Genomic DNA, 18,200 nt, shown 5'->3' with positions numbered 1-18,200 from the left:
CGGGCCGCGTTGCTGTCAGTAGCGCTCGGCCGGACTCAGAAGTGCTCGGCCACCCGCACGTCGGCGATCGCCCGCCGGCCGGCCGCCGGACCGGCCAGCCGGACCCGGCCGTTCTCGCGGTAGGCGACCGCGTTGCGCCCCGACTGCTTCGCCGAGTAGAGCAGGCTGTCCGCCTGCAGCAGCTGGTGCTCCGCGCCGTTCTCGCAGCTGCCGCCCACCTCGTGGGCCACGCCGACGCTGACCGTGACCCGCAGGCCCGGGGCCATCGCCGACCAGTCGTGCCGCTCCACCCGGTCCCGGGCCGCCTCGGCGATGTCCACCGCCGTTGCCTGGTCGGTGTCCGGCAGGACCAGCACGAACTCCTCGCCGCCGTAGCGGGCGCAGAAGGCCGGCTCCTCCACCTGGAGAAGTTCCACGACTTGTTGGAGGACCCGATCCCCCACCAGGTGCCCGTAGCGGTCGTTGACCTGCTTGAACCAGTCCAGGTCGACCAGGGCGACCGCCAGCGCCCCGGTCTGCTCGGTCAGCATCGCCACCAGGCGCTGGTCCAGGTAGCGGCGGTTGTAGCTGGCCGTGAGGCTGTCGCGGATGCTCTGCTCGTGCGCCTCGGCGTGCTCGCGGCGCAGCCGGTCCACCTCGCGGCGCAGCTGCTCCGGCACCGCCGGCTTGCCGCCCGCCGTGTCCTGGTAGATCAGGTCGAGGGCGGAGCGCAGGTGGTCGTACGCCTCGCGCCACTGGCCACGGGAGGCGAGCAGACCCGCGAGCTTCTCGTGCAGGTTGACCAGTCCGCCGTCGGCCTGCTGGCCGTCCGGTTCGGAGACGTCGGGCTGTGATGACGCGGTCACCGCGCTCACCTCCTCACGAAGGTGGTGTCGTCCTGGCGGCGGCGCGGCTTGAGTCACGGGGGCCGGCCGGGGCGCTTTTCCCTCGACTGGCTGACCGGTTGGTGGCCCGAAACGCTGACCCTCAGTAACACGGATGGGCGTATGTGAGTACCGTCACTGGGCCGGACAGGGGGCGAAGCTGTATGTCTTTCCCCCGTCAACTACCACGCGCTGCGAGCCGATCTGCGTGCCCACCACCGCGTTCCCCTTACGGACCGTGAGCGTCACCGCCACCACGTAGACGCGGCCGCTGAGCGCTTTGTCCGAGCCCGGCGGCGTCCAGCCGGGCTCCGCCCGCAGCGTGCTCAGCGTCGGGTCCGCCGTGATCGTGACCCCGTTCAGGCTGCACACCCGATCCGCGAACGCCGGCACCTGAGTGGCCGTCAGGAAGCTCTGCTCCTGCTGCACGCCTTGGTTCGCCGCGTTGTCCAGATCGTGGAAGTAGGCCGTCACCAGCGCCGGATCCGGGGAGGCCTGCGCCTGACCGTCGACCGAGCACCCGCTCAGCGCCAGCGCCGCGAGGGCGACGCCGGCCAGCACCGCTCGCCCCCGCCGGCCTTTTCCGTCGACCTCCTGCGTCGGCCCGCCCGTGCCAGGCACCGTCGCCCGCCTCCGCTTGCCGCCTCTGCCGGCCTCCCGCGTAGGCCCGCTCGCGTCAGGCACCGTCGTCAGCCGCCGCTGTGCATCATCTCGGCGCCCGCCGGCACGCTTGCGTCTTCCGGGTCGTCCAGCCAGCCCTCCGGCAGCACCACCTTCGCCGCCGAGCCCTGACGGCCGCGGGGGCCTTCCGCCTCCGCCGGGAAGGGCACGTCGTGGTCCAGTTGGCCGATCAGGTCGTCCAGTTCCTGGAGGTTCGAGACCATCGCGAAGCCGCGGCGCAGCGTCGAGCCCACCGGGAAGCCGTGCAGGTACCAGGCCATGTGTTTGCGCAGGTCACGCAGGCCTTTGTGCTCGTCGTAGTGTTCCGTCAGCAGCTCAGCGTGACGGCGCATGATCCCCGCCACCTCACCCAGCTTCGGGCCTTCCGGCAGCGGTTCCCCTCGGAACGCCGCCTGAAGCTCGCCGAACAGCCAGGGCCGTCCCAGGCAGCCCCGGCCCACCACCACGCCGTCGCAGCCCGTCTTCGCCACCATGTCCAGGGCATCCTGGGCCTTGAAGATGTCCCCGTTGCCCAGCACCGGGATCGTCTTCACGGCTTCCTTCAGCCGGGCGACCGCCGACCAGTCCGCCTGGCCCGAGTACCGCTGCGATGCCGTCCGGGCGTGCAGCGCAACCGCTTGCGCCCCCTCCGCCTCCGCGATCCGGCCGGCGTCCAGGTAGGTCAGGTTCTCGTCGTCGATCCCGATCCGGAACTTCACCGTCACCGGAATCCCCGCCGGCTCCGCGGCCTTCACCGCCGCCGCCACGATGTCCCCGAACAGCCGCCGCTTGTACGGCAGCGCCGCGCCCCCGCCCTTGCGCGTCACCTTCGGCACCGGGCACCCGAAGTTCATGTCGATGTGATCGGCCAGATCCTCGTCCACGATCATCTGGACCGCTTTGCCCATCGTCACCGGATCCACCCCGTACAGCTGCAGCGACCTCGGCTGCTCGTCCGGGTGGAACGTGATCATGTGCATCGTCGTGGCGTCTCGCTCCACCAGCGCCCGCGTCGTGATCATCTCGCACACGTACAGGCCCGCCCCGTACTGCCGGCACAGCTGACGGAAGGCCGTGTTGGTGATCCCCGCCATCGGCGCGAGCACCACCGGCGGGTCGACCGTGTACGGGCCGATCCGAAGGGTCATCGCCGAGGTGCTCATACCTCCATTGTGCGGGATGGAGACCCCGCTCTGAGTCCACCCCGACGGGGGATTACCCATTTACCCACATCGCGGCTATCCTTGCGGAGTCGAGAGGGGGCCGCCATGACCATGCTTGACGACTTCCGGCCGGTGGCCGAAGTCACGGCGGACGAGCGTGCGCGGGTAGCGGTGGGCAAGGCCGGCGCGCACAAGAACGACCGCTATGCCGTATCCGTGAACGACGAAGGCGCGATCCTGCTGACGCCGCTGGCCAGCATCCCGAAGCGGGAGTTGCTGGTGTGGGAGAACGACGAGCTACGGGCATCCCTGTTCCGTGGGCTCGCTGACGCCGCTGAGGGCAAGGCCCGGTCACTGGATTGGGTCACGGCCGACGACGAGGATGCAGACGACGAGTGAGTGCTCCACCGTTCCACCTGCTGTTCACCCGCGAAGCCGAACGCGTGCTCGACGATCTGCGCGCCAAGAAGCAGTACGAGGCGAAGCTCAAGAAGGTGCGCAAGGCACTTCGGCTGTTGCAGGACGCCGGACCCCGTCATCCTGGTCTTCATTCACACGACTACCAGTCCGTGCCGGGGCCCGGTGGAGTGACACTCTGGGAGTCCTATGTGGAGAACAAGACTCCTTCGGCGTGGCGGATCTGGTGGATATACGGCCCCGACGACGCCCAGATCACGATCGTGACGATCGGCCCGCATCCCTGACGTCGAATTTGCCTGTCAGTGTGCTGACTTCGGGCAGCCGAAGTTCCGGAAGATCCACGACATGATCTTCGGCAGATCCACGGAGAAGTCTTCGGCAGATCCACGAAAGGTGGAGCGACACGATGCCCCGCCTGTACCACTTTCGGGACCGTGACGGCTACGAGGTCGACGCGGTGCTGGAGGACAACGCCGGGCGGGTGATCGCCATCGAGGTCAAGGCGGCCGAGACCGTGCGGACCGACGACTTCCGGGCCCTGCGACTGCTCCAGCGTCGTCTCGGCGACCGCTTCCGCGCCGGCTTCGTCCTCTACTGCGGTGACCAGCAACTCCCGTTCGGTGAGAACCTCGCCTGCCTCCCGATCAGTGCGCTGTGGACCGCATCGCCGGAGTGATTCTTCGTCGAGCCGGTCAGGCCGGGGCCAGGTCGGACAATGCCTCGTAGGTCTCCTCGTCGAAGGCGACCAGGCGGATGAGCTCCACCTTGGTCGCCGTGGCGGCGAGGGTTTCGCGGGCGATGCGGGCGGCGGGGCGGACCGGGTAGCCGTACAGGCCGGTGGCGATGGCGGGAAAGGCGATGCTGCGTATGCCGAGGGAGTCGGCTACTTCGAGGGAGCGGCGGTAGCAGGAAGCGAGGATGTCGGCCTCGCCGTAGGCGCCGCCGTCCCAGACGGGGCCGACGGTGTGGATGACGTGTTTGACGGGCGGGTAGAGGTCGAAGGCGGGCGTGGCCATGGCGTCGCCCGGATCGCATGGGCCGATGGCGCCGCCGGCCTGGGCGAGGCGGGGACCGGCGGCGGAATGCACCGCCCAGTCGACGCCGCCGCCACCGAGGAGGGACTCGTTGGCGGCGGTGACGATGGCATCGACACGTTCCTGGGTGATGTCGCCGAGCACGACTTCGATGACGGCCATGAGGGGAATTCTCGCGGCGGCGAGGACGCCGTGCGGCCGACTTCGCCGTGGGCGGATCCGCTGCGGGCGAAAGATCGCCTGGCAATAACCCAGCCCCCGCCCCATCCCTGGGGCGGCGTCCCGGCTCCATTCTACCGCGGGTGGGGCGAAGTGGATCTTGGTGGAGGTTTGCCTGTGGATAGAGGAAGTCGGGGGTGGGGGGCTGTGGATAAGTGGGAATCAGCCGAGGTCGCGGGACAGGAGGTCGTCCTCGGTTTCGCGGCGGATGAGGAGGTGGGCGGAGCCGTCACGGACCGAGACGACGGGGGGACGGCCGACCATGTTGTAGTTGGAGGCCAAGGAATGGTGGTACGCGCCGGTGCAAGGGACGGCGAGGAGGTCGCCGGCGCGGAGGTCGGAAGGTAGGGGGACGTCCTCGGCGACGATGTCGCCGGCCTCGCAGTGGCGGCCGACGACGGTGGCGGAGCGCGAGATGGCAGAGAAGTGGCGGCCGACGGGGCGGACGGAATAGCGGGCGCCGTAAAGGGAAGGGCGGGGGTTGTCGCTCATACCGCCGTCGACGGCGACGAAAGTGCGAGAAACGCCGTGCTTGACGGTGACGACGCGATAGAGGGTGATACCGGCGGCGGCGATGATGGCGCGGCCGGGCTCGATGGTGAGGCGGGGCAAAGGAAGCTGGTGTGAGGAGCACTCGAAATTGACGGCGCGGAGGATGCGGTCGGCGTAGCCGTGCAGGTCGAAAGAAGGATCGCCGCAACGGTAAGGAACAGCATGCCCGCCGCCGAGATCGAGCTGGGGCAAGGAAATGCCGTACTGGACGTGCAAAGCGGCCATGAAAGCGACCATGCGCCGGGCGGCCTCCTCGAAAGAGGCGACGCGAGAGATCTGCGAGCCGATGTGGCAATGGAGCCCGACGAGGCGGAGGCTGGGCTGGGCGAGCACCCGGCCGACGGCCTCGGCGGCGGCGCCGGAAGCAAGGGAGAAGCCGAACTTCTGGTCCTCGACGCCGGTGGCGATGGCCCGGTGGGTATGGCCGTCGACGCCGGGAGTGACCCGGATGAGCACGTTCTGCGGATAACGGGCCAAGGCGCCGAGTTGCTCGATCTCGTCGAGGGAGTCGACGACGATGCGGTCGACGCCGTAAGCGACGGCGGCCTTGAGGTCCTCGGGGGTCTTCACGTTGCCGTGGAAGATGATCCGCGACGCGGGGAAGGCGACGGCCCGAGCGACGGCGAGCTCGCCGGCCGAGCAGACGTCGAGCGAGAGGCCCTCCTCGGCGATCCACCGCAGCACGCCACGGTTGATCATGGACTTGCCGGCGTAGGCGATCTCGACGTCGGGCAGCGCCGACCGGTAGTCGCGGCAGTGCTGTCGAACGGTGAGCTCGTCGAGCAGATAGGCGGGAGTGCCGAAACGGGCGGCGAGCTGGGTGAGCGGGACGCCGCCGAGCAGCAGGTCGCCGTCGACGCCGTGCGCGGTGGACCGCGGCCAGATCCCGGGCTCGAGGTGTCCGCGCAGCGACCCACCCAGCGTGGGTATCAGCTCGGCGAGAGTCATCGTGTCCTCCGGTGTCGGTATCGGTCCTTCGATGCCAAGAAGACTCCGGAAAGCGCAGGTGGGGAGGGGTTGTGTACGCGGTCATGACGCCGGCGGGGAGCACGTTGTCGCGATGGTGACGGCCGGGTGGCCCCGGCCACATGGTTGACACTGGCTAGTCAGACATGGATAGTTGATCCTGACCAATTGGAGAGACGGTGAAACGACGCAAGGTGTCCAATCCGCTGGCGCTGGCTGTGCTGGCGGAGCTGTTCGCGCAGCCGATGCACCCGTACGAGATGGGGCGTCAGCTCAAGGAACAGGGCAAGGACCGGGACATCAAGTACAACCGCGGCTCGCTCTACATGGTCGTCGAGCAGCTGACCAAGGCGGGTTTCATCGCCGAGCACGAGACGGTCCGCGACACCCAGCGCCCCGAGCGCACGATCTACGCGATCACCGACGCCGGGCGGACCGAGCTGTACGACTGGATGCGCGAGCTGGTGGCGACACCGGTGCACGAGTACCCGAGCTTCGGGGTGGCGCTGTCGCTGCTGACCGTGCTGCCGCCGGAGGAGACGGTCCAGCTACTGGGTCAACGGCTGGCGGCGCTGACCGCGGAGGTCGAGGAGACCGGCAACGGCATCCGGCAGTGCACGGAGCAGGGCCTGGACTGGTGGTTCCTGATCGAGGAGGAATACCGACTGGCCATGCGTGAGGCGGAGCGTGACTACGTCGCACGCCTGGCCGAACGGGTCGGGGGACCCGACTACCAACGGATGTGGCACGAATTCTTCAGGGGGAGAACATGAAAGCACTGATCATCGGGGGCGGCATCACCGGACCGGTGGCCGCGCTCGCACTGCACAGGGCCGGCATCGACGCCGAGATCTTCGAGGCGTACGAGCAGGCGGCGGATGGCGTCGGCGGCTGGCTCATGATCGCGCCGAACGGGATCAACGCGCTGGGCATCGTCAGCGCGGCCGATGCCGTCCGCACGATCGGCCGGCCCAACCGCCGCATGGTGATGACCGACGGCCGTGGCAAGCGGTTCGGGGCGTTCGACGAGCTGGACCCGGCCAATCCGAGCCAGACAGTGCTGCGGCCGGAGCTGTACCGGCTGCTGGCCGAACGCGCGGCCGAGGCCGGCATCAAGCTCCACCACGGCAAGCGGCTGGTCGACGTCACCGAGACCGAGAATGGTGTCACCGCACGCTTTTCCGACGGCAGTACCGCCGACGGTGACATCCTGCTCGGTGCGGACGGCGTGCACTCCACGGTGCGCACGTTGATCGACCCGGACGCCCCGGGCCCGCGCTACACCGGCCTGCTGGGCTTCGGCGGTTCCGTTCCGGGCAACGATTTCGGCCTGGCTGAGGACGAGTTCTACTTCGCTCAAGGCAAGCGAGGATTCCTCGGCTACGCGCTGACCGAGGACGGTGACACCGGCTGGTTCACCAACGTGCCCAGCGCCGAGCCGATCACCGGAGAGGAAGCGCGGGGCATCGGCGCGGCGGAATGGTTGCGCCGCATGCGTGAGCTCTACGGCGACGACTATCCGGCGCGGGAGATTCTGGGCCGAGCCACCACCGACAGCATGGTCGTGTTGGGCAGCATGCACATCATGCCCAGCGCCCCGATCTGGCACACGAATCGCATCGTGCTGGTCGGCGACGCCGCGCACGTGCCGTCCAACAGCACCGGCCAGGGCGCGTCGATGGCCATCGAGAGCGCGGTCGAGTTGGCGCGGTGCCTCCGTGATCTGCCGGTGCCGCAAGCGTTTGAGACATACGAGAAGCTGCGCCGGCCGCGCGTGGAGAAGGTTGCCGCGTACGGCGAAAAGGTCAACCAGGACAAGGTGAACGGCCGCGCCGCCAAGGCGCTGATGGGACTGATAGCGCCGATCGCGATGAAGCTGTTCCTGAAGCCGGAGAAGATGTTCGGCTGGCTGCACCGCTACCGCATCGATTGGGACGCCAAAGTAACCGGCTGAGCCGGCGGGGCGCGCCGGTCGAAAACCGGCGCGCCCCTTCAAACCTCAGCCTCGTTCGACCAGGTGTCCGACGACGTCCGGACCGGGGTGCGGGTGGCCGGAGCCGTCGCGACGGGTGTCGACCTCGGGGAGCTCCACCGACGAACCGGTGTCGGTGGAACCGGCCGGGCGGGAGCCGATCCAGGCCAGGCGCAAAGCGTGCTCGCCCTTGAGGAAACGGTGGGTGCGCACGCCGCCGGTGGCGCGGCCCTTGGCGGGGTACTCGGCGAACGGGGTGACCTTGACGGTGTTGCCGGTGGCGGTGACGACCATGGGCTCGCCGTGCTCGTCATCGTCGGTGCGGACGGCGGCGAAGAACACGGTGTGCGCGTCGCCGGCGAGCTTGATGCCGGCCATGCCGCCGCCCTTGAGGCCCTGGGGCCGAACGAGACCGGCCTCGTAGCGCAGCAAGGAAGAATCGGACGACACGAAGACCAGAGTCTCGCTGCCGTCGGTGAGCCACGTGGCGCCGACGATCTCGTCGCCGTCCTTGAGGGTGATCACCTCGAACTCGTCCGACCGCACGGGCCACTCCGGCGAGCAGACCTTGACCACGCCCTGACGGGTGCCGACGGCCAAGCCGGGCGAAGTGGTGTCGGTCATCGGCGCGATGGTGACGACCCGCTCGCCCTTGTCCAACGGCACGAGCTCACTGGCGGCCATGCCGCCGCTCAACGACACGGTGCCGACCTGCTCGGGCAACACCGGCAGCGGCAGCACATCGGTCTTGAACGCCCGGCCCTTGCTGGTGACCACGAGGATCTGCCCACGGGCGGTGGTGTGCACGACCGCGGCGACGGCGTCGTTGCGGGCCCGGCCGTTGCGGCGACGGGCCTCGGACGCCTCCTCCGACTCGGCCGCGGTGCGCGCGACCAAACCGGTGGCGGACAACAGAACCTGGCACGGGTCGTCGGCGACCTCCAGCGGCCCGGCCGGCTTGGACGCCGCCAGCACCTCCTTGAGGTCACCGTCGATCAGCGCGGTCCGTCGCTCCCAGGTCAGGTCCTTGGTCACCTTGGCCAGCTCGGTCGACACGACCTTGCGCAGCACCGCCGGGTCGTCCAGGATCTTGGCCAGCTCGGCGATCTCGCCGGTCAGCTTCTCCTGCTCCGACTCCAGCTCGATCTTGTCGTACTTGGTCAGCCGGCGCAGCGGCGTGTCCAGGATGTACGACGCCTGGATCTCGGACAGCTTGAACTGCTTCATCAGCCCGTCGCGGGCGGCCTGCGCGTTGTCGCTGTTGCGGATCAGCCGGATCACCTTGTCGATGTCCAGCAACGCCTTCAGCAGACCTTCGACCAGGTGCAGCCGCTCCTCGCGCTTGCGCTTGCGGTAGCGGGTGCGCCGGGTGACGACCTCGTAGCGGTGCTTGAGGAAGACCTCCAGCAGCGCCTTGAGGCCCAGCGTCTGGGGCTGGCCGTCCACCAGCACCAGGTTGTTGATGCCGAAGGACTGCTCCAGCGGCGTCAACCGGTACAGGTCGGCCAGCAGTGCCTGCGGGTTGACGCCGACCTTGCACTCGATCACCAGCCGGGTGCCGTTCTCCCGGTCGGTCAGGTCCTTGACGTCGGCGATCCCGGTGAGGCGCTTGGACTTCGTCACCTCGTCGGTGATCTTCTCGATGATCTTCTCCGGGCCGACGCCGTACGGCAGTTCGGTCACCGTGATGGCCTGCCGGCCGCGCGAACCCTCCAGCGGCCCGGTCTCGGCCCGCGCCCGCATCCGGACCACGCCGCGGCCGGTCTCGTAGGCCTTGCGTACCTCGTCAAGGCCCAGCAGCATGCCGCCGGTCGGCAGGTCCGGCCCCGGCACGAACTCCATCAGCTTGTCCAGCGACGCGTCCGGGTGGTTGATCAGCCACCGCGCCGCCGCCACGACCTCGCCAAGGTTGTGCGGGATCATGTTGGTGGCCATGCCGACCGCGATCCCGGACGTGCCGTTGACCAGCAGGTTGGGGAACGCCGCCGGCAGCACCGACGGCTCCTCCAGCGAGCCGTCGTAGTTCGGCCGGAAGTCGACCGTCTCCTCACCCAGCTCGCCGACCAGCAGCATGGCCTCGTTGGACATCCGCGCTTCGGTGTACCTCGACGCGGCCGGTCCATCGTCCGGGCTACCAAAGTTGCCATGCCCGTCGACCAGCGGCGCGTTCAGCGAGAAGTCTTGTGCCATACGGACCATGGCGTCGTAGATGGCCAGGTCGCCGTGCGGGTGGTACTTGCCCATGCAGTCGCCGACGACACGTGAGGACTTCACGTAGGCGTGCGTGGGCCGATATCCCTGCTCGTGCATCGAATACAGGATGCGGCGGTGGACCGGCTTGAGGCCGTCGCGCGCGTCGGGGAGAGCGCGGGAGTGGATGACCGAGTAGGCGTACTCCAGGTAGGAGTCCTCGATCTCGTTGGTGACCGGGGTGTCCAGCACGGTGGCGCCGGCGCGGTCGAAGGCCGACGGGTCCACCTTGGTCACGGAGCCCTTGCTGCGGCGTGCCATGTCTTGCCTGTTCTCCTACTCCGGGAAGCGGACCGGTCAGATGTCGATCGCGGACTGGTCGACGCGGGCGGCCGAGTCGACCAGCCAGTTGCGGCGGGGCTCGACCTTCTCGCCCATCAGCAGCTCAAGCGTCTGCTCGGCGGCCTCGGCGTCGGTGAGCGTGATCCGGCGCACCGAGCGGGTGGCCGGGTTCATGGTGGTGTGCCACAGCTCGTCGGCGTCCATCTCGCCAAGGCCCTTGAACCGGGGCACCGGCGTGACGACCTGCTTGCCGGCCTTCTCCAGCTCGGCCAGCTTGCTCTCCATCTCCCGCTGGGTGAAGGTGAAGACGGTCTCGCTGTTGCGCCCCTTGGTGGTCAGCTTGTGCAGCGGCGGCATGGCGGCGTACAGCCGGCCGTCCTCGATCACCGGCCGCATGTACTTGGCGAACAAGGTGATCAGCAGGGTCCGGATGTGCGAGCCGTCGACATCGGCGTCGGCCATCAGGATCACCCGGCCGTAGCGCATCGCCGACAGGTCGAAGGTACGGCCGGTGCCGGCCCCGAGCACCTGCACGATGGAGGCGATCTCGGCGTTGCGCAGGGTGTCGGCCAGGTTGGCCTTCTGCACGTTGAGGATCTTGCCCCGCAACGGCAGCAGCGCCTGGTACTCCGACACCCGGGCCATCCGGGCCGAACCGAGGGCGCTGTCGCCCTCCACGAGGAACAGCTCGCTGCGGGCGACGCCGGTGGTACGGCAGTCGACCAGCTTGGGCGGCATGGCCGCGCCTTCCAACGCGGTCTTGCGCCGGGCGGCGTCCTTCTGCTGCTTCTGGGTCAGCCGCACGCGCGCGGCGTCGACCACCTTCTGCAGCACGGTCTTGGCCTCGGTCTTGGTCCGCTTGTCCTCGCTCCACGCCTTGACGTGCCGCTCGACAACGCCCTGGATCACCTTGGTGATGCCGGCGGTGGACAGCTCGTCCTTGGTCTGCGAGGTGAACTGCGGCTCGGGGATGCGCACGTGGATGACGGCGGTCATGCCCTCGAGCACGTCCTCCAGCGTCGGCATGTCCTCCTTGGGCTTGAGCAGCCCGCGGGTCTTGGAGATGGCGTCCTGCACGGCCTTGGTCACGGCGCGGTCGAAGCCGCGGCGGTGGGTGCCGCCGTGCATGTTGCGGATGGTGTTGGTGAAGCACTCCACGGTGCGCTCGTAGCCGGTGCCCCAGCGCAGCGCCACCTCGACCTCGGCGCGACGCTCCACTTTGGACCGCATCACGCCGTTCTCGTCGGCGGCGTTCTCGAAGTAGGTGCCCTCGCCGTTGACCAACAGCGTGCCGGACACCGGCTTCTCGCCGGACGGGGCCAGGAAGTCCACCATGTCCGACAGCCCGTTGGGGTAGTGGAAGGACTCCTCGGTGATCGAGCCCTCGGTGGCGTCGCGCAGCACGTACGTCACGCCGGGCACCAGGAAGGCGGTGTTGCGCAGCTTGGCCTTCACGGCCTCGCGGTCGAGCGCGGCGTTGTTCTCGAAGTAGCGCGCGTCGTACCAGTACCGGATGGACGTGCCGCTGGACTCGCCGCGCTTCATCTTGCCGGTGACCTGGAGGCCGGACTGCTGGGTGAACTTGGCCTTCGGCCCCGGTGCGTCGAACACGCCCGGCACACCGTGCGCGAACGACATCTGGTGCACCTTGCCGAGCTGCTTGACCACGACGTCGAACCGGTGCGACAGGGCGTTGACCGCGGACGCGCCGACGCCGTGCAGACCACCCGAGGTCTTGTAGCCGGAGCCGCCGAACTTGCCGCCGGCGTGCAGCCGGGTCAGCACCAGCTCGACGCCGGACAGGCCGGACTTGGCGTGCACCCCGGTCGGGATGCCGCGGCCGTTGTCGTCGACCTGGACGCTGCCGTCGGCGTGCAGGGTGACCACGACGCGGCTGGCGAAACCGGCGATGCCCTCGTCGGTCGAGTTGTCGACCACCTCGGTGAACAGGTGGTTGATGCCCCGGCTGTCGGTGGACCCGATGTACATGCCGGGCCGCTTGCGGACCGCCTCAAGACCCTCCAGGTGCGTCAGGTCGTCGGCCCCGTAAAGAGTCTCAGCGGTCACAGGGTCTTTCTCCCAGATCGTCTCTAGCCCGATGCCCAAACAACGCCGAGGGTAGTCCCCGGCCCCGACAGTTCAGCCCAGCAGCGCCAGTTCGGCCACCACCGCCCGGTGATCCGTGCCCGGCAGCAGGTGTTCGCTCGCGGACACCGCGGCCCAGCCGGGACCGTGCAGCACGTGGTCGATCTGGACCAGCGGGAATGCCGCCGGCCAGGTCGGCGCCCAGCCTCGGCCCAGCTCGGCGTGCGTGTCGACCAGCCCGGCCGCCAGCAGGGAGCGCAGCGGCGAGTGATCGACGGTGGCGTTGAAGTCGCCGAGCACGATCGCGTCCCGGCCGGCCACGGCCCGCAGCGCCGACATGTCCTGGGCCCAGAGCCCCGGGCCTCCGACAGGATAGTACGTGTGCACGCCGGTTATCGGGATGTCACGGCCTAACACGCGCACGGTGACCTGGGTCTGGGGCCAGGTGGTGGCCAGGGTGGTCGGCCCGCCGCGCACGATCGGCAGCCGCGAGAAGATCGAGGTGTCGTTCTCCGGGTGCAGCTCCCGGTACGGAAAGAGCTTGGCCAGCCCCGCGTCGTCGAGGCCCTTGATCGCCGGCGCGTCGAGCTCCTCGGTGACCAGCACGTCCAGGTTCTGGTCGTGGGCCAGCGACACCAGGGCCAGCGGCTCGACCCCGCCGCGATGGGTGTTGACGGTGCCGATCCGCAGGTGTGGGGCGCCGTCCGGCACGGTCTGGTGGTCGCGCACGAATCGGGGCACGAACCAGGCGATCTGCACCACGAGCAGCGCCGCCGCGGCCACGGTCAGCCACCGGCCGCGCAGTGCGAGCAGCGTCACCAGCAGCGCGGCCGTGAGCAGGCCCACGTACGGCAGCAGCGCGATGGGCACGGCCAGGTAGGTGCCGTCGTCGAAGCCGAAGAGGCGGGTGACGGCCAGCACAGCGACGCAGCCCAGCGCCACGGCGCAGGCGATCAGCGCCGCTTGTCGGCCCCGGTTCACCTGGCGGCCTCGACGGACTCGATGTTGGCCACGGCGAACTCCCGCTCTTCCTCGCGCAGGTAGCACCAGGAGTCCAGCCAGCCGCCCAGCAGCTGTTCCGGACGAATGCGGCGTACCGTGCGGTTGCCGGTGCGGTCCCGGTATCCGATCACCACGTCCCCCTCGCGGTCGATCGCGTCGGCCAGCAGCGCCAGCTCGACCTGGCTCAAGCTTCGATTCTGCCCCGAGAGGCGGTCGAAGGTGGGACCGCCCTCGATCGGCACCTGCGGCTCGGCGATCAGCCGGGCGGCCAGTTCCTCGGCCGTCAGCGTGTCGGCGACGGCCATCGTCGGCACGGCGCGGTGTTCGACCTTGTGCTCCACCACAACCGCGCCGGCCGGGCTTTCGCCGACCGGTGCGTAGCCGGCTTTTCGCAGCAGTGCCAGCACGTTCATGGAACTGTCCGAACTGGACAGCACGGTCGGGGCCAGCAACGTGAAGCCGGGCAACCGGTGCGCGATCTCGGCGGCGGTCGCCTCGTCGGCCGTCACGACACAGCGGACCTCCCGCACCCGCACGTGGCCGTGCCGGCGGTCCACGTCGTTGATCAGGTACGCCAGCGGCTGCGGCACGGGATCGAGCTCGCGCAACAGGTCCTCGGCCGACCAGCCGGCGTCCAGGGCGGACCGGATGCTGGCGGCGGAGAACCGCCACACCGCCCCGCCTTCACGCAGAGCTGCCGCGGCGATCACCGGCGGCACGGTTCCGGACACGACCGCCGTCAGATCGGATTGCAGGATCACGCCCGCGGACGGCGCCGGCAGCACGACTTCCGAAAGCCGACCGATCAGGTATTCGCCCAGCTCAGTAAGGCTGTCGGCGGCAACGGCGCCGAGCAGTTCCGCCTCCGTCAAAGCCGCGGTGACGTCGTCCGAGGTCTGATCGGGGCAGAACCAGTCGATTTCCCGAACCACGGCCCGTACGGACAGGCCGCCGGCCGCGGCGGTCAGCAGGGCTCGCCGCACCGGGCTGCCTTCGGGCCGCGAATACCAGGCCATGGCGAGCTGCGCCCACCGCTGGGCCGGCTCGCCGTCCCGCCACCGCGGGTAGTCCGTGGTGGGCGCGAAGCCCGCGTCGACCGTGCCCAGCAGGCCGGACGCGCCGGCCATGTCGAGCCACAGCGCCACCGATCCCGGCTCGGCCGCCAGCTCGCGGACCAGCCGGGACAGCTCCCTGCTCCCGATGCCACCTTTCTGCAACGCGGTGATCGGCCGGGAGGTTGCCTTGTCCAGCAGCGATGTGACGCCGTCGAGCACCGCGGCCGCGGCGGCCTGCCCGGCCCGGGTCGTCACGGCGGCATCGGCGCTGCTCAGCGGCAACAACGGCGGCCCGGTCAGCTCGGTGCCGTGGCCCTTGTCGGACGACCAGTGCTGGGCCAGCAGCTTCGGTAGCCGCAGGTCGGTGCCCCAGACCAGGCCCAACGCCCGCAGCTGCGGCAGGACGGCGCGGAACAGGGCCGGATCGAGCTGGTGCTGCCGGCCCACGGTGATCGCCTCGCCGGCCACCAACTGGTCCCGGTTGAGCGTCTGCAAGACCGCGACCAGCGACGATGCGCTGGACAGCCGCTGCGCCAGCTGGGCGAAGCCGCGCGGCACCGGCTCGACGAGCACGTCCGGCCGGGCCCGCAGCAGCGCGGCCAGCGCCGCCTCGCCCAGACCGGCCAGGTGCTCGTCGAACTCCACCCGGCCAACCTACTTGAGCGCGCCGGTCACCAGATCCAGCCGCCAGTAGCGTTGCAACGAAAGGAACAGCGCGATCACCGGCAGCACCGACAACAAGGTGCCGGTGATCACCAGCGAGTACAGCGACGCCTCGGCCGCCCCATGCCGCAGCAGGCTGTACAGCCCGACCGTCAGCGGGAACTTGTCGTCGGAGTTCACCATCACGAAGGGCAGCAGGAAGTTGTTCCAGATGGCGATGAACTGCAACAGGAACACGGTGATCAGCCCCGGCCCCATCAGCCGCAGGCCGACCGAGTGGAACAGCTTCCACTCCGAAGCCCCGTCGATCCGGCCGGCCTCCAGCAGCGACTGCGGTACCGAGGACGCGGCGTAGATCCGGCACAGGTAGATGCCGTACGGGTTGAACAGCTGCGGCAGCAGCACGCCGAGATAGCTGTCGGTCAGGCCCACGTTGGACAGCAGCAGGTACTGCGGGATGGCCAGCACGATCTGCGGCAGCAGCACGCAGGCCAGGATCACGTTGAACACGACCTTGCGGCCGCGGAACTCGTACAGCGCGATGGCGTAGCCGCAGGCGGCCGACACCAGCGACGCGGCGACGCCGCCGATCAGCGCGTAGCCGAAGCTGTTGAGCATCCAGTGCCAGAAGATGCCGTTCTGGTACGTGGACAGGTCGACGATGTTGTGCCAGATGCCGGCGCTGAACGACGGCAGGTACGTGGCCGTGGAGAACAGGTCCGTCTTGGACTTGGTGGACGCGATGAGGATCCACAGTGTCGGCACGATGCAGTAGATCGCGCCCAGGATGAGCGCCGCTGTCGGGAGAAGCCTGATGCGACCCGAAGTCGTTGGCACTGTCACCGGTTCACCCTCGACACGGTCCGGGAGGCCACGAACGACACGGCCAGCGCGGCGATCACGAACAGCACCGACGTCGCCGCGGCCTTGTTCACGTCCGAGTTCACGAACGCGTCCTCGTAGATCTTCATCAGCGGCACCCACGTCGAGGAGACGGCGTTGGACAGCGGCCGCAACGTGTTGGGCTCGTTGAACAGCTGCAACGAGGCCAACGCCGTGAACAGCGTGCACATGGCGATCGCCGGCAGCACCAGTGGAACCTTGATACGCAACGCCATCCGCAGCTCCGAGCAGCCGTCGATGCGGGCCGCCTCGTACAGCTCGGACGGCAGCGCCCGCAGCGCGGTGAAGATGACGATCATGTTGAAGCCGACCGAGCCCCACACCGCCACGTTGGCCACCGAGAAGAACACCGTGCTGGCGCCGAAGAAGTCGATGTGGTCGCCGCCGATCGGGCTGGTCGCGGGCAGGTACATGAAACCCCACATCAGCGAGGCGATCACGCCCGGCACCGCGTACGGCAGGAAGATGGCCAGCCGCGAGCTGCGGGCCAGCTTGACCCGCGGCACGTCCAGCAGCAGGGCGAACAGCAGCGCGAAGCCGACGGTGGCCGGGATGAACAGCAAAGCCACCAACACCATGCGCGCGATGCTCGACCACAGCTCCGGATCGGCCAGCGCCAGGCCGTAGTTGTCCAGACCGACGAAGACCAGCTTGCTGCCGCCTCCCAGCAGCCCGCCCGTCACCTTGCGTGCCTGGAAACTCAGCACGAGGGCGTAGACGCCGGGCGCCACCACGAACAGTGCGAGCAGCGCGACTGCTGGGAGGACGAGCAGGTAGGGCAGCTTGGCCCGGTTGCGCGCGGCCATCAGCTGACCGTGAACCCGAGCTTCTTCATGTCCGCCACGGTCGCGTTCTGGATGTCGTCCAGGGCCGTGGAGAACGAGGTGTTGTTCTGCAGTGCGGCGCCGAACTTGTCGGTGTACCCGCTGAAGGTGACGGTCACGTTCGGGCCCCAGATGGAGAAGCTGCGCGAACTCGGCGCGGCCTGCTTGACCAGGTCGTAGTAGTTGGCCTGGTTGGGGAAGAAGGCCGGCGGCTGGGACAGGATCGGCAGCGACCGGCCGGAGGTGGCGGCCGGGTAGACGTTGATGTTCTGGATCTGCGCGGTGACGGCCTTGTCGTCGGTGTTCAGCCAGGCCGCGAACTGCGCCGCCTGGGCGGCGTGCTTGGAGTCGGCGGTGACCGTGGTGGCCGAGCCGCCCCAGATGCCGGTGGTCTTGTCGCCCGCGGTCCACGCCGGCAGCGGCGCGACGGCCCACTTGCCCTTGGTGTTGGGCGCGATGCCGCCCAGCTGCGCCGGGGCCCACGCGCCGGAGATCCAGGTGGCGATCTGGCCCTCGTTCATCTGCTTGTTCCACTGCGGCGAGAACGACGGGTTCTTGGCCACGGTGCCGGCGGTGACCAGACCCTGCCAGTAGTCGGCGACCTTCTTGGACTGGGCGCTGTTGATCGCGACCTTCCAGGTGGTGCCGCTGGCCGACCACCAGTCGGCCCCGCCCTGCTGCATCAGGCCGGTGATCCAGCCCGGGTCGGCGGCGTCGAAGTTGGTCATCGCGACCTGCGGGGCCTTGGCGTGCAGATCGGCCGCGGTCTGCTTGAACTCGTCCCACGTGGTCGGCACCTTCAGACCGTTCTGGTCGAAGATGTCGGTGCGGTAGAACAACATCAGCGGGGCCACGTCCTGCGGCACGCCGTAGACCTTGCCCTCGAACTTGGTCGCCTTCAAGGTGGTGTCGTCGAAGTCCTTGGCCGCGTCACCGGTGTACTGGGTGATGTCGGCGACCACGCCCTTGGCCACCAGCGCCGGCAGCGACTGGTACTCCACCTTGGCGATGTCCGGCCCGTTGCCGGCCTCGTGGGCGGTGATCATCTTGCTGACCAGCTGGTCGCCACCGGCCGGATTGGACAGCGTGACGTGGATGTCGGGGTGGGCCTGGTTCCAGATCGCCACCACCTTGTCCATGTTGGGATCCCAGTCCCAGAAGGTCAGGTTGACCTTGCCGTCCGCCGCCGGCTGGTCGCTTCCGCCACCGCCGCCGCAGCCGGTCACCAGCAGAGCGCCGGCAACCAAAGCGCCGGCGAGTCGCCACTGACTCCGCATAGCCCTGTCT

Annotated in this window: 17 protein-coding genes; 5 read left to right on the top strand and 12 right to left on the bottom strand. The window is 69.0% G+C overall.

Annotated features, from left to right (window positions below):
• Window positions 1–35: 35 nt before the first annotated feature.
• The 3 genes from M3Q35_RS32310 to dusB all read right to left on the bottom strand — a co-directional run bounded on the left by M3Q35_RS32310 (window position 36) and on the right by dusB (window position 2,686).
• The gene (locus tag M3Q35_RS32310; RefSeq protein WP_273936318.1) at window positions 36–845 is read right to left on the bottom strand and encodes a GGDEF domain-containing protein; all 810 of its coding nucleotides are present in this window, start codon (window positions 843–845) and stop codon (window positions 36–38) included.
• A 153-nt stretch (window positions 846–998) separates the two neighbouring features.
• A complete protein-coding gene (locus M3Q35_RS32305) occupies window positions 999–1,484 on the bottom strand; it encodes a hypothetical protein (RefSeq protein WP_273936317.1) in 486 nt (161 codons plus the stop codon).
• Between the two features lie 68 nt (window positions 1,485–1,552).
• Window positions 1,553–2,686 carry a tRNA dihydrouridine synthase DusB gene (gene dusB, locus M3Q35_RS32300; protein WP_273936316.1) on the bottom strand — a complete coding sequence of 378 codons (1,134 nt, stop codon included), beginning with the start codon at window positions 2,684–2,686 and terminating at the stop codon, window positions 1,553–1,555.
• A gap of 105 nt (window positions 2,687–2,791) precedes the next feature.
• Here dusB and M3Q35_RS32295 point away from each other — a divergent pair, with 105 nt between their 5' ends.
• The 3 genes from M3Q35_RS32295 to M3Q35_RS32285 all read left to right on the top strand — a co-directional run bounded on the left by M3Q35_RS32295 (window position 2,792) and on the right by M3Q35_RS32285 (window position 3,782).
• Window positions 2,792–3,085 (top strand): hypothetical protein, encoded by a 294-nt coding sequence (locus M3Q35_RS32295; protein ID WP_273936315.1) that lies wholly within the window; start codon window positions 2,792–2,794, stop codon window positions 3,083–3,085.
• Window positions 3,082–3,390: a hypothetical protein gene (locus tag M3Q35_RS32290; protein ID WP_273936314.1), complete on the top strand. Its 309-nt coding sequence runs from the start codon at window positions 3,082–3,084 to the stop codon at window positions 3,388–3,390. Before M3Q35_RS32295 ends, M3Q35_RS32290 begins: the two co-directional genes overlap by 4 nt.
• A 122-nt stretch (window positions 3,391–3,512) precedes the next feature.
• Window positions 3,513–3,782 carry a DUF4143 domain-containing protein gene (locus M3Q35_RS32285; RefSeq protein ID WP_273936313.1) on the top strand — a complete coding sequence of 90 codons (270 nt, stop codon included), beginning with the start codon at window positions 3,513–3,515 and terminating at the stop codon, window positions 3,780–3,782.
• 16 nt (window positions 3,783–3,798) lie between these two features.
• Here M3Q35_RS32285 and M3Q35_RS32280 read toward each other — a convergent pair whose 3' ends face one another.
• Window positions 3,799–4,302, bottom strand: a complete 504-nt coding sequence (locus M3Q35_RS32280; RefSeq protein ID WP_273936312.1) for a macro domain-containing protein — start codon at window positions 4,300–4,302, stop codon at window positions 3,799–3,801.
• Between the two features lie 219 nt (window positions 4,303–4,521).
• A complete protein-coding gene (gene lysA, locus M3Q35_RS32275) occupies window positions 4,522–5,859 on the bottom strand; it encodes a diaminopimelate decarboxylase (protein WP_273936311.1) in 1,338 nt (445 codons plus the stop codon).
• A 197-nt stretch (window positions 5,860–6,056) separates the two neighbouring features.
• Here lysA and M3Q35_RS32270 point away from each other — a divergent pair, with 197 nt between their 5' ends.
• A complete protein-coding gene (locus M3Q35_RS32270) occupies window positions 6,057–6,650 on the top strand; it encodes a PadR family transcriptional regulator (protein ID WP_273936310.1) in 594 nt (197 codons plus the stop codon).
• Window positions 6,647–7,831 carry an FAD-dependent oxidoreductase gene (locus tag M3Q35_RS32265; protein ID WP_273936309.1) on the top strand — a complete coding sequence of 395 codons (1,185 nt, stop codon included), beginning with the start codon at window positions 6,647–6,649 and terminating at the stop codon, window positions 7,829–7,831. Before M3Q35_RS32270 ends, M3Q35_RS32265 begins: the two co-directional genes overlap by 4 nt.
• Window positions 7,832–7,876: 45 nt before the next feature.
• On the opposite strand, the gene M3Q35_RS32260 is transcribed toward M3Q35_RS32265, so the two are convergent.
• The 7 genes from M3Q35_RS32260 to M3Q35_RS32230 form a co-directional block, all read right to left on the bottom strand.
• Window positions 7,877–10,360, bottom strand: coding sequence for a DNA gyrase/topoisomerase IV subunit A (locus M3Q35_RS32260; RefSeq protein ID WP_273936308.1), 2,484 nt, complete (start codon window positions 10,358–10,360; stop codon window positions 7,877–7,879).
• A gap of 36 nt (window positions 10,361–10,396) precedes the next feature.
• On the bottom strand, window positions 10,397–12,448 hold the full coding sequence (locus M3Q35_RS32255; RefSeq protein WP_273936307.1) for a DNA gyrase/topoisomerase IV subunit B: 2,052 nt from the start codon (window positions 12,446–12,448) through the stop codon (window positions 10,397–10,399).
• Between the two features lie 72 nt (window positions 12,449–12,520).
• On the bottom strand, window positions 12,521–13,447 hold the full coding sequence (locus tag M3Q35_RS32250) for an endonuclease/exonuclease/phosphatase family protein (RefSeq protein ID WP_273936306.1): 927 nt from the start codon (window positions 13,445–13,447) through the stop codon (window positions 12,521–12,523).
• Window positions 13,444–15,168 (bottom strand): helicase-associated domain-containing protein, encoded by a 1,725-nt coding sequence (locus M3Q35_RS32245; protein ID WP_273936305.1) that lies wholly within the window; start codon window positions 15,166–15,168, stop codon window positions 13,444–13,446. Before M3Q35_RS32245 ends, M3Q35_RS32250 begins: the two co-directional genes overlap by 4 nt.
• A 9-nt stretch (window positions 15,169–15,177) precedes the next feature.
• On the bottom strand, window positions 15,178–16,029 hold the full coding sequence (locus tag M3Q35_RS32240) for a carbohydrate ABC transporter permease (protein ID WP_273936304.1): 852 nt from the start codon (window positions 16,027–16,029) through the stop codon (window positions 15,178–15,180).
• The gene (locus M3Q35_RS32235; RefSeq protein WP_273936303.1) at window positions 16,026–16,895 is read right to left on the bottom strand and encodes a carbohydrate ABC transporter permease; all 870 of its coding nucleotides are present in this window, start codon (window positions 16,893–16,895) and stop codon (window positions 16,026–16,028) included. Before M3Q35_RS32235 ends, M3Q35_RS32240 begins: the two co-directional genes overlap by 4 nt.
• Window positions 16,895–18,190 (bottom strand): ABC transporter substrate-binding protein, encoded by a 1,296-nt coding sequence (locus M3Q35_RS32230; RefSeq protein ID WP_273936302.1) that lies wholly within the window; start codon window positions 18,188–18,190, stop codon window positions 16,895–16,897. Before M3Q35_RS32230 ends, M3Q35_RS32235 begins: the two co-directional genes overlap by 1 nt.
• Window positions 18,191–18,200: the final 10 nt, after the last annotated feature.

It is taken from the genome of Kutzneria chonburiensis, from assembly GCF_028622115.1.
GTDB lineage: Bacteria > Actinomycetota > Actinomycetes > Mycobacteriales > Pseudonocardiaceae > Kutzneria > Kutzneria chonburiensis.
Note: the sequence above shows the minus strand (reverse complement) of the source record. Positions and strands in the feature narration are given on the sequence as shown.

Bases quoted from the DNA above. Each gene is read 5' to 3' on its own strand.
- M3Q35_RS32280 (WP_273936312.1), bottom strand. From the start codon at position 4,302: ATGGCCGTCATCGAAGTCGTGCTCGGCGACATCACCCAGGAACGTGTC.
- M3Q35_RS32235 (WP_273936303.1), bottom strand. From the start codon at position 16,895: ATGGCCGCGCGCAACCGGGCCAAGCTGCCCTACCTGCTCGTCCTCCCA.
- M3Q35_RS32230 (WP_273936302.1), bottom strand. From the start codon at position 18,190: ATGCGGAGTCAGTGGCGACTCGCCGGCGCTTTGGTTGCCGGCGCTCTG.
- M3Q35_RS32260 (WP_273936308.1), bottom strand. From the start codon at position 10,360: ATGGCACGCCGCAGCAAGGGCTCCGTGACCAAGGTGGACCCGTCGGCC.
- M3Q35_RS32285 (WP_273936313.1), top strand. From the start codon at position 3,513: ATGCCCCGCCTGTACCACTTTCGGGACCGTGACGGCTACGAGGTCGAC.
- M3Q35_RS32295 (WP_273936315.1), top strand. From the start codon at position 2,792: ATGACCATGCTTGACGACTTCCGGCCGGTGGCCGAAGTCACGGCGGAC.
- dusB (WP_273936316.1), bottom strand. From the start codon at position 2,686: ATGAGCACCTCGGCGATGACCCTTCGGATCGGCCCGTACACGGTCGAC.
- M3Q35_RS32265 (WP_273936309.1), top strand. From the start codon at position 6,647: ATGAAAGCACTGATCATCGGGGGCGGCATCACCGGACCGGTGGCCGCG.
- lysA (WP_273936311.1), bottom strand. From the start codon at position 5,859: ATGACTCTCGCCGAGCTGATACCCACGCTGGGTGGGTCGCTGCGCGGA.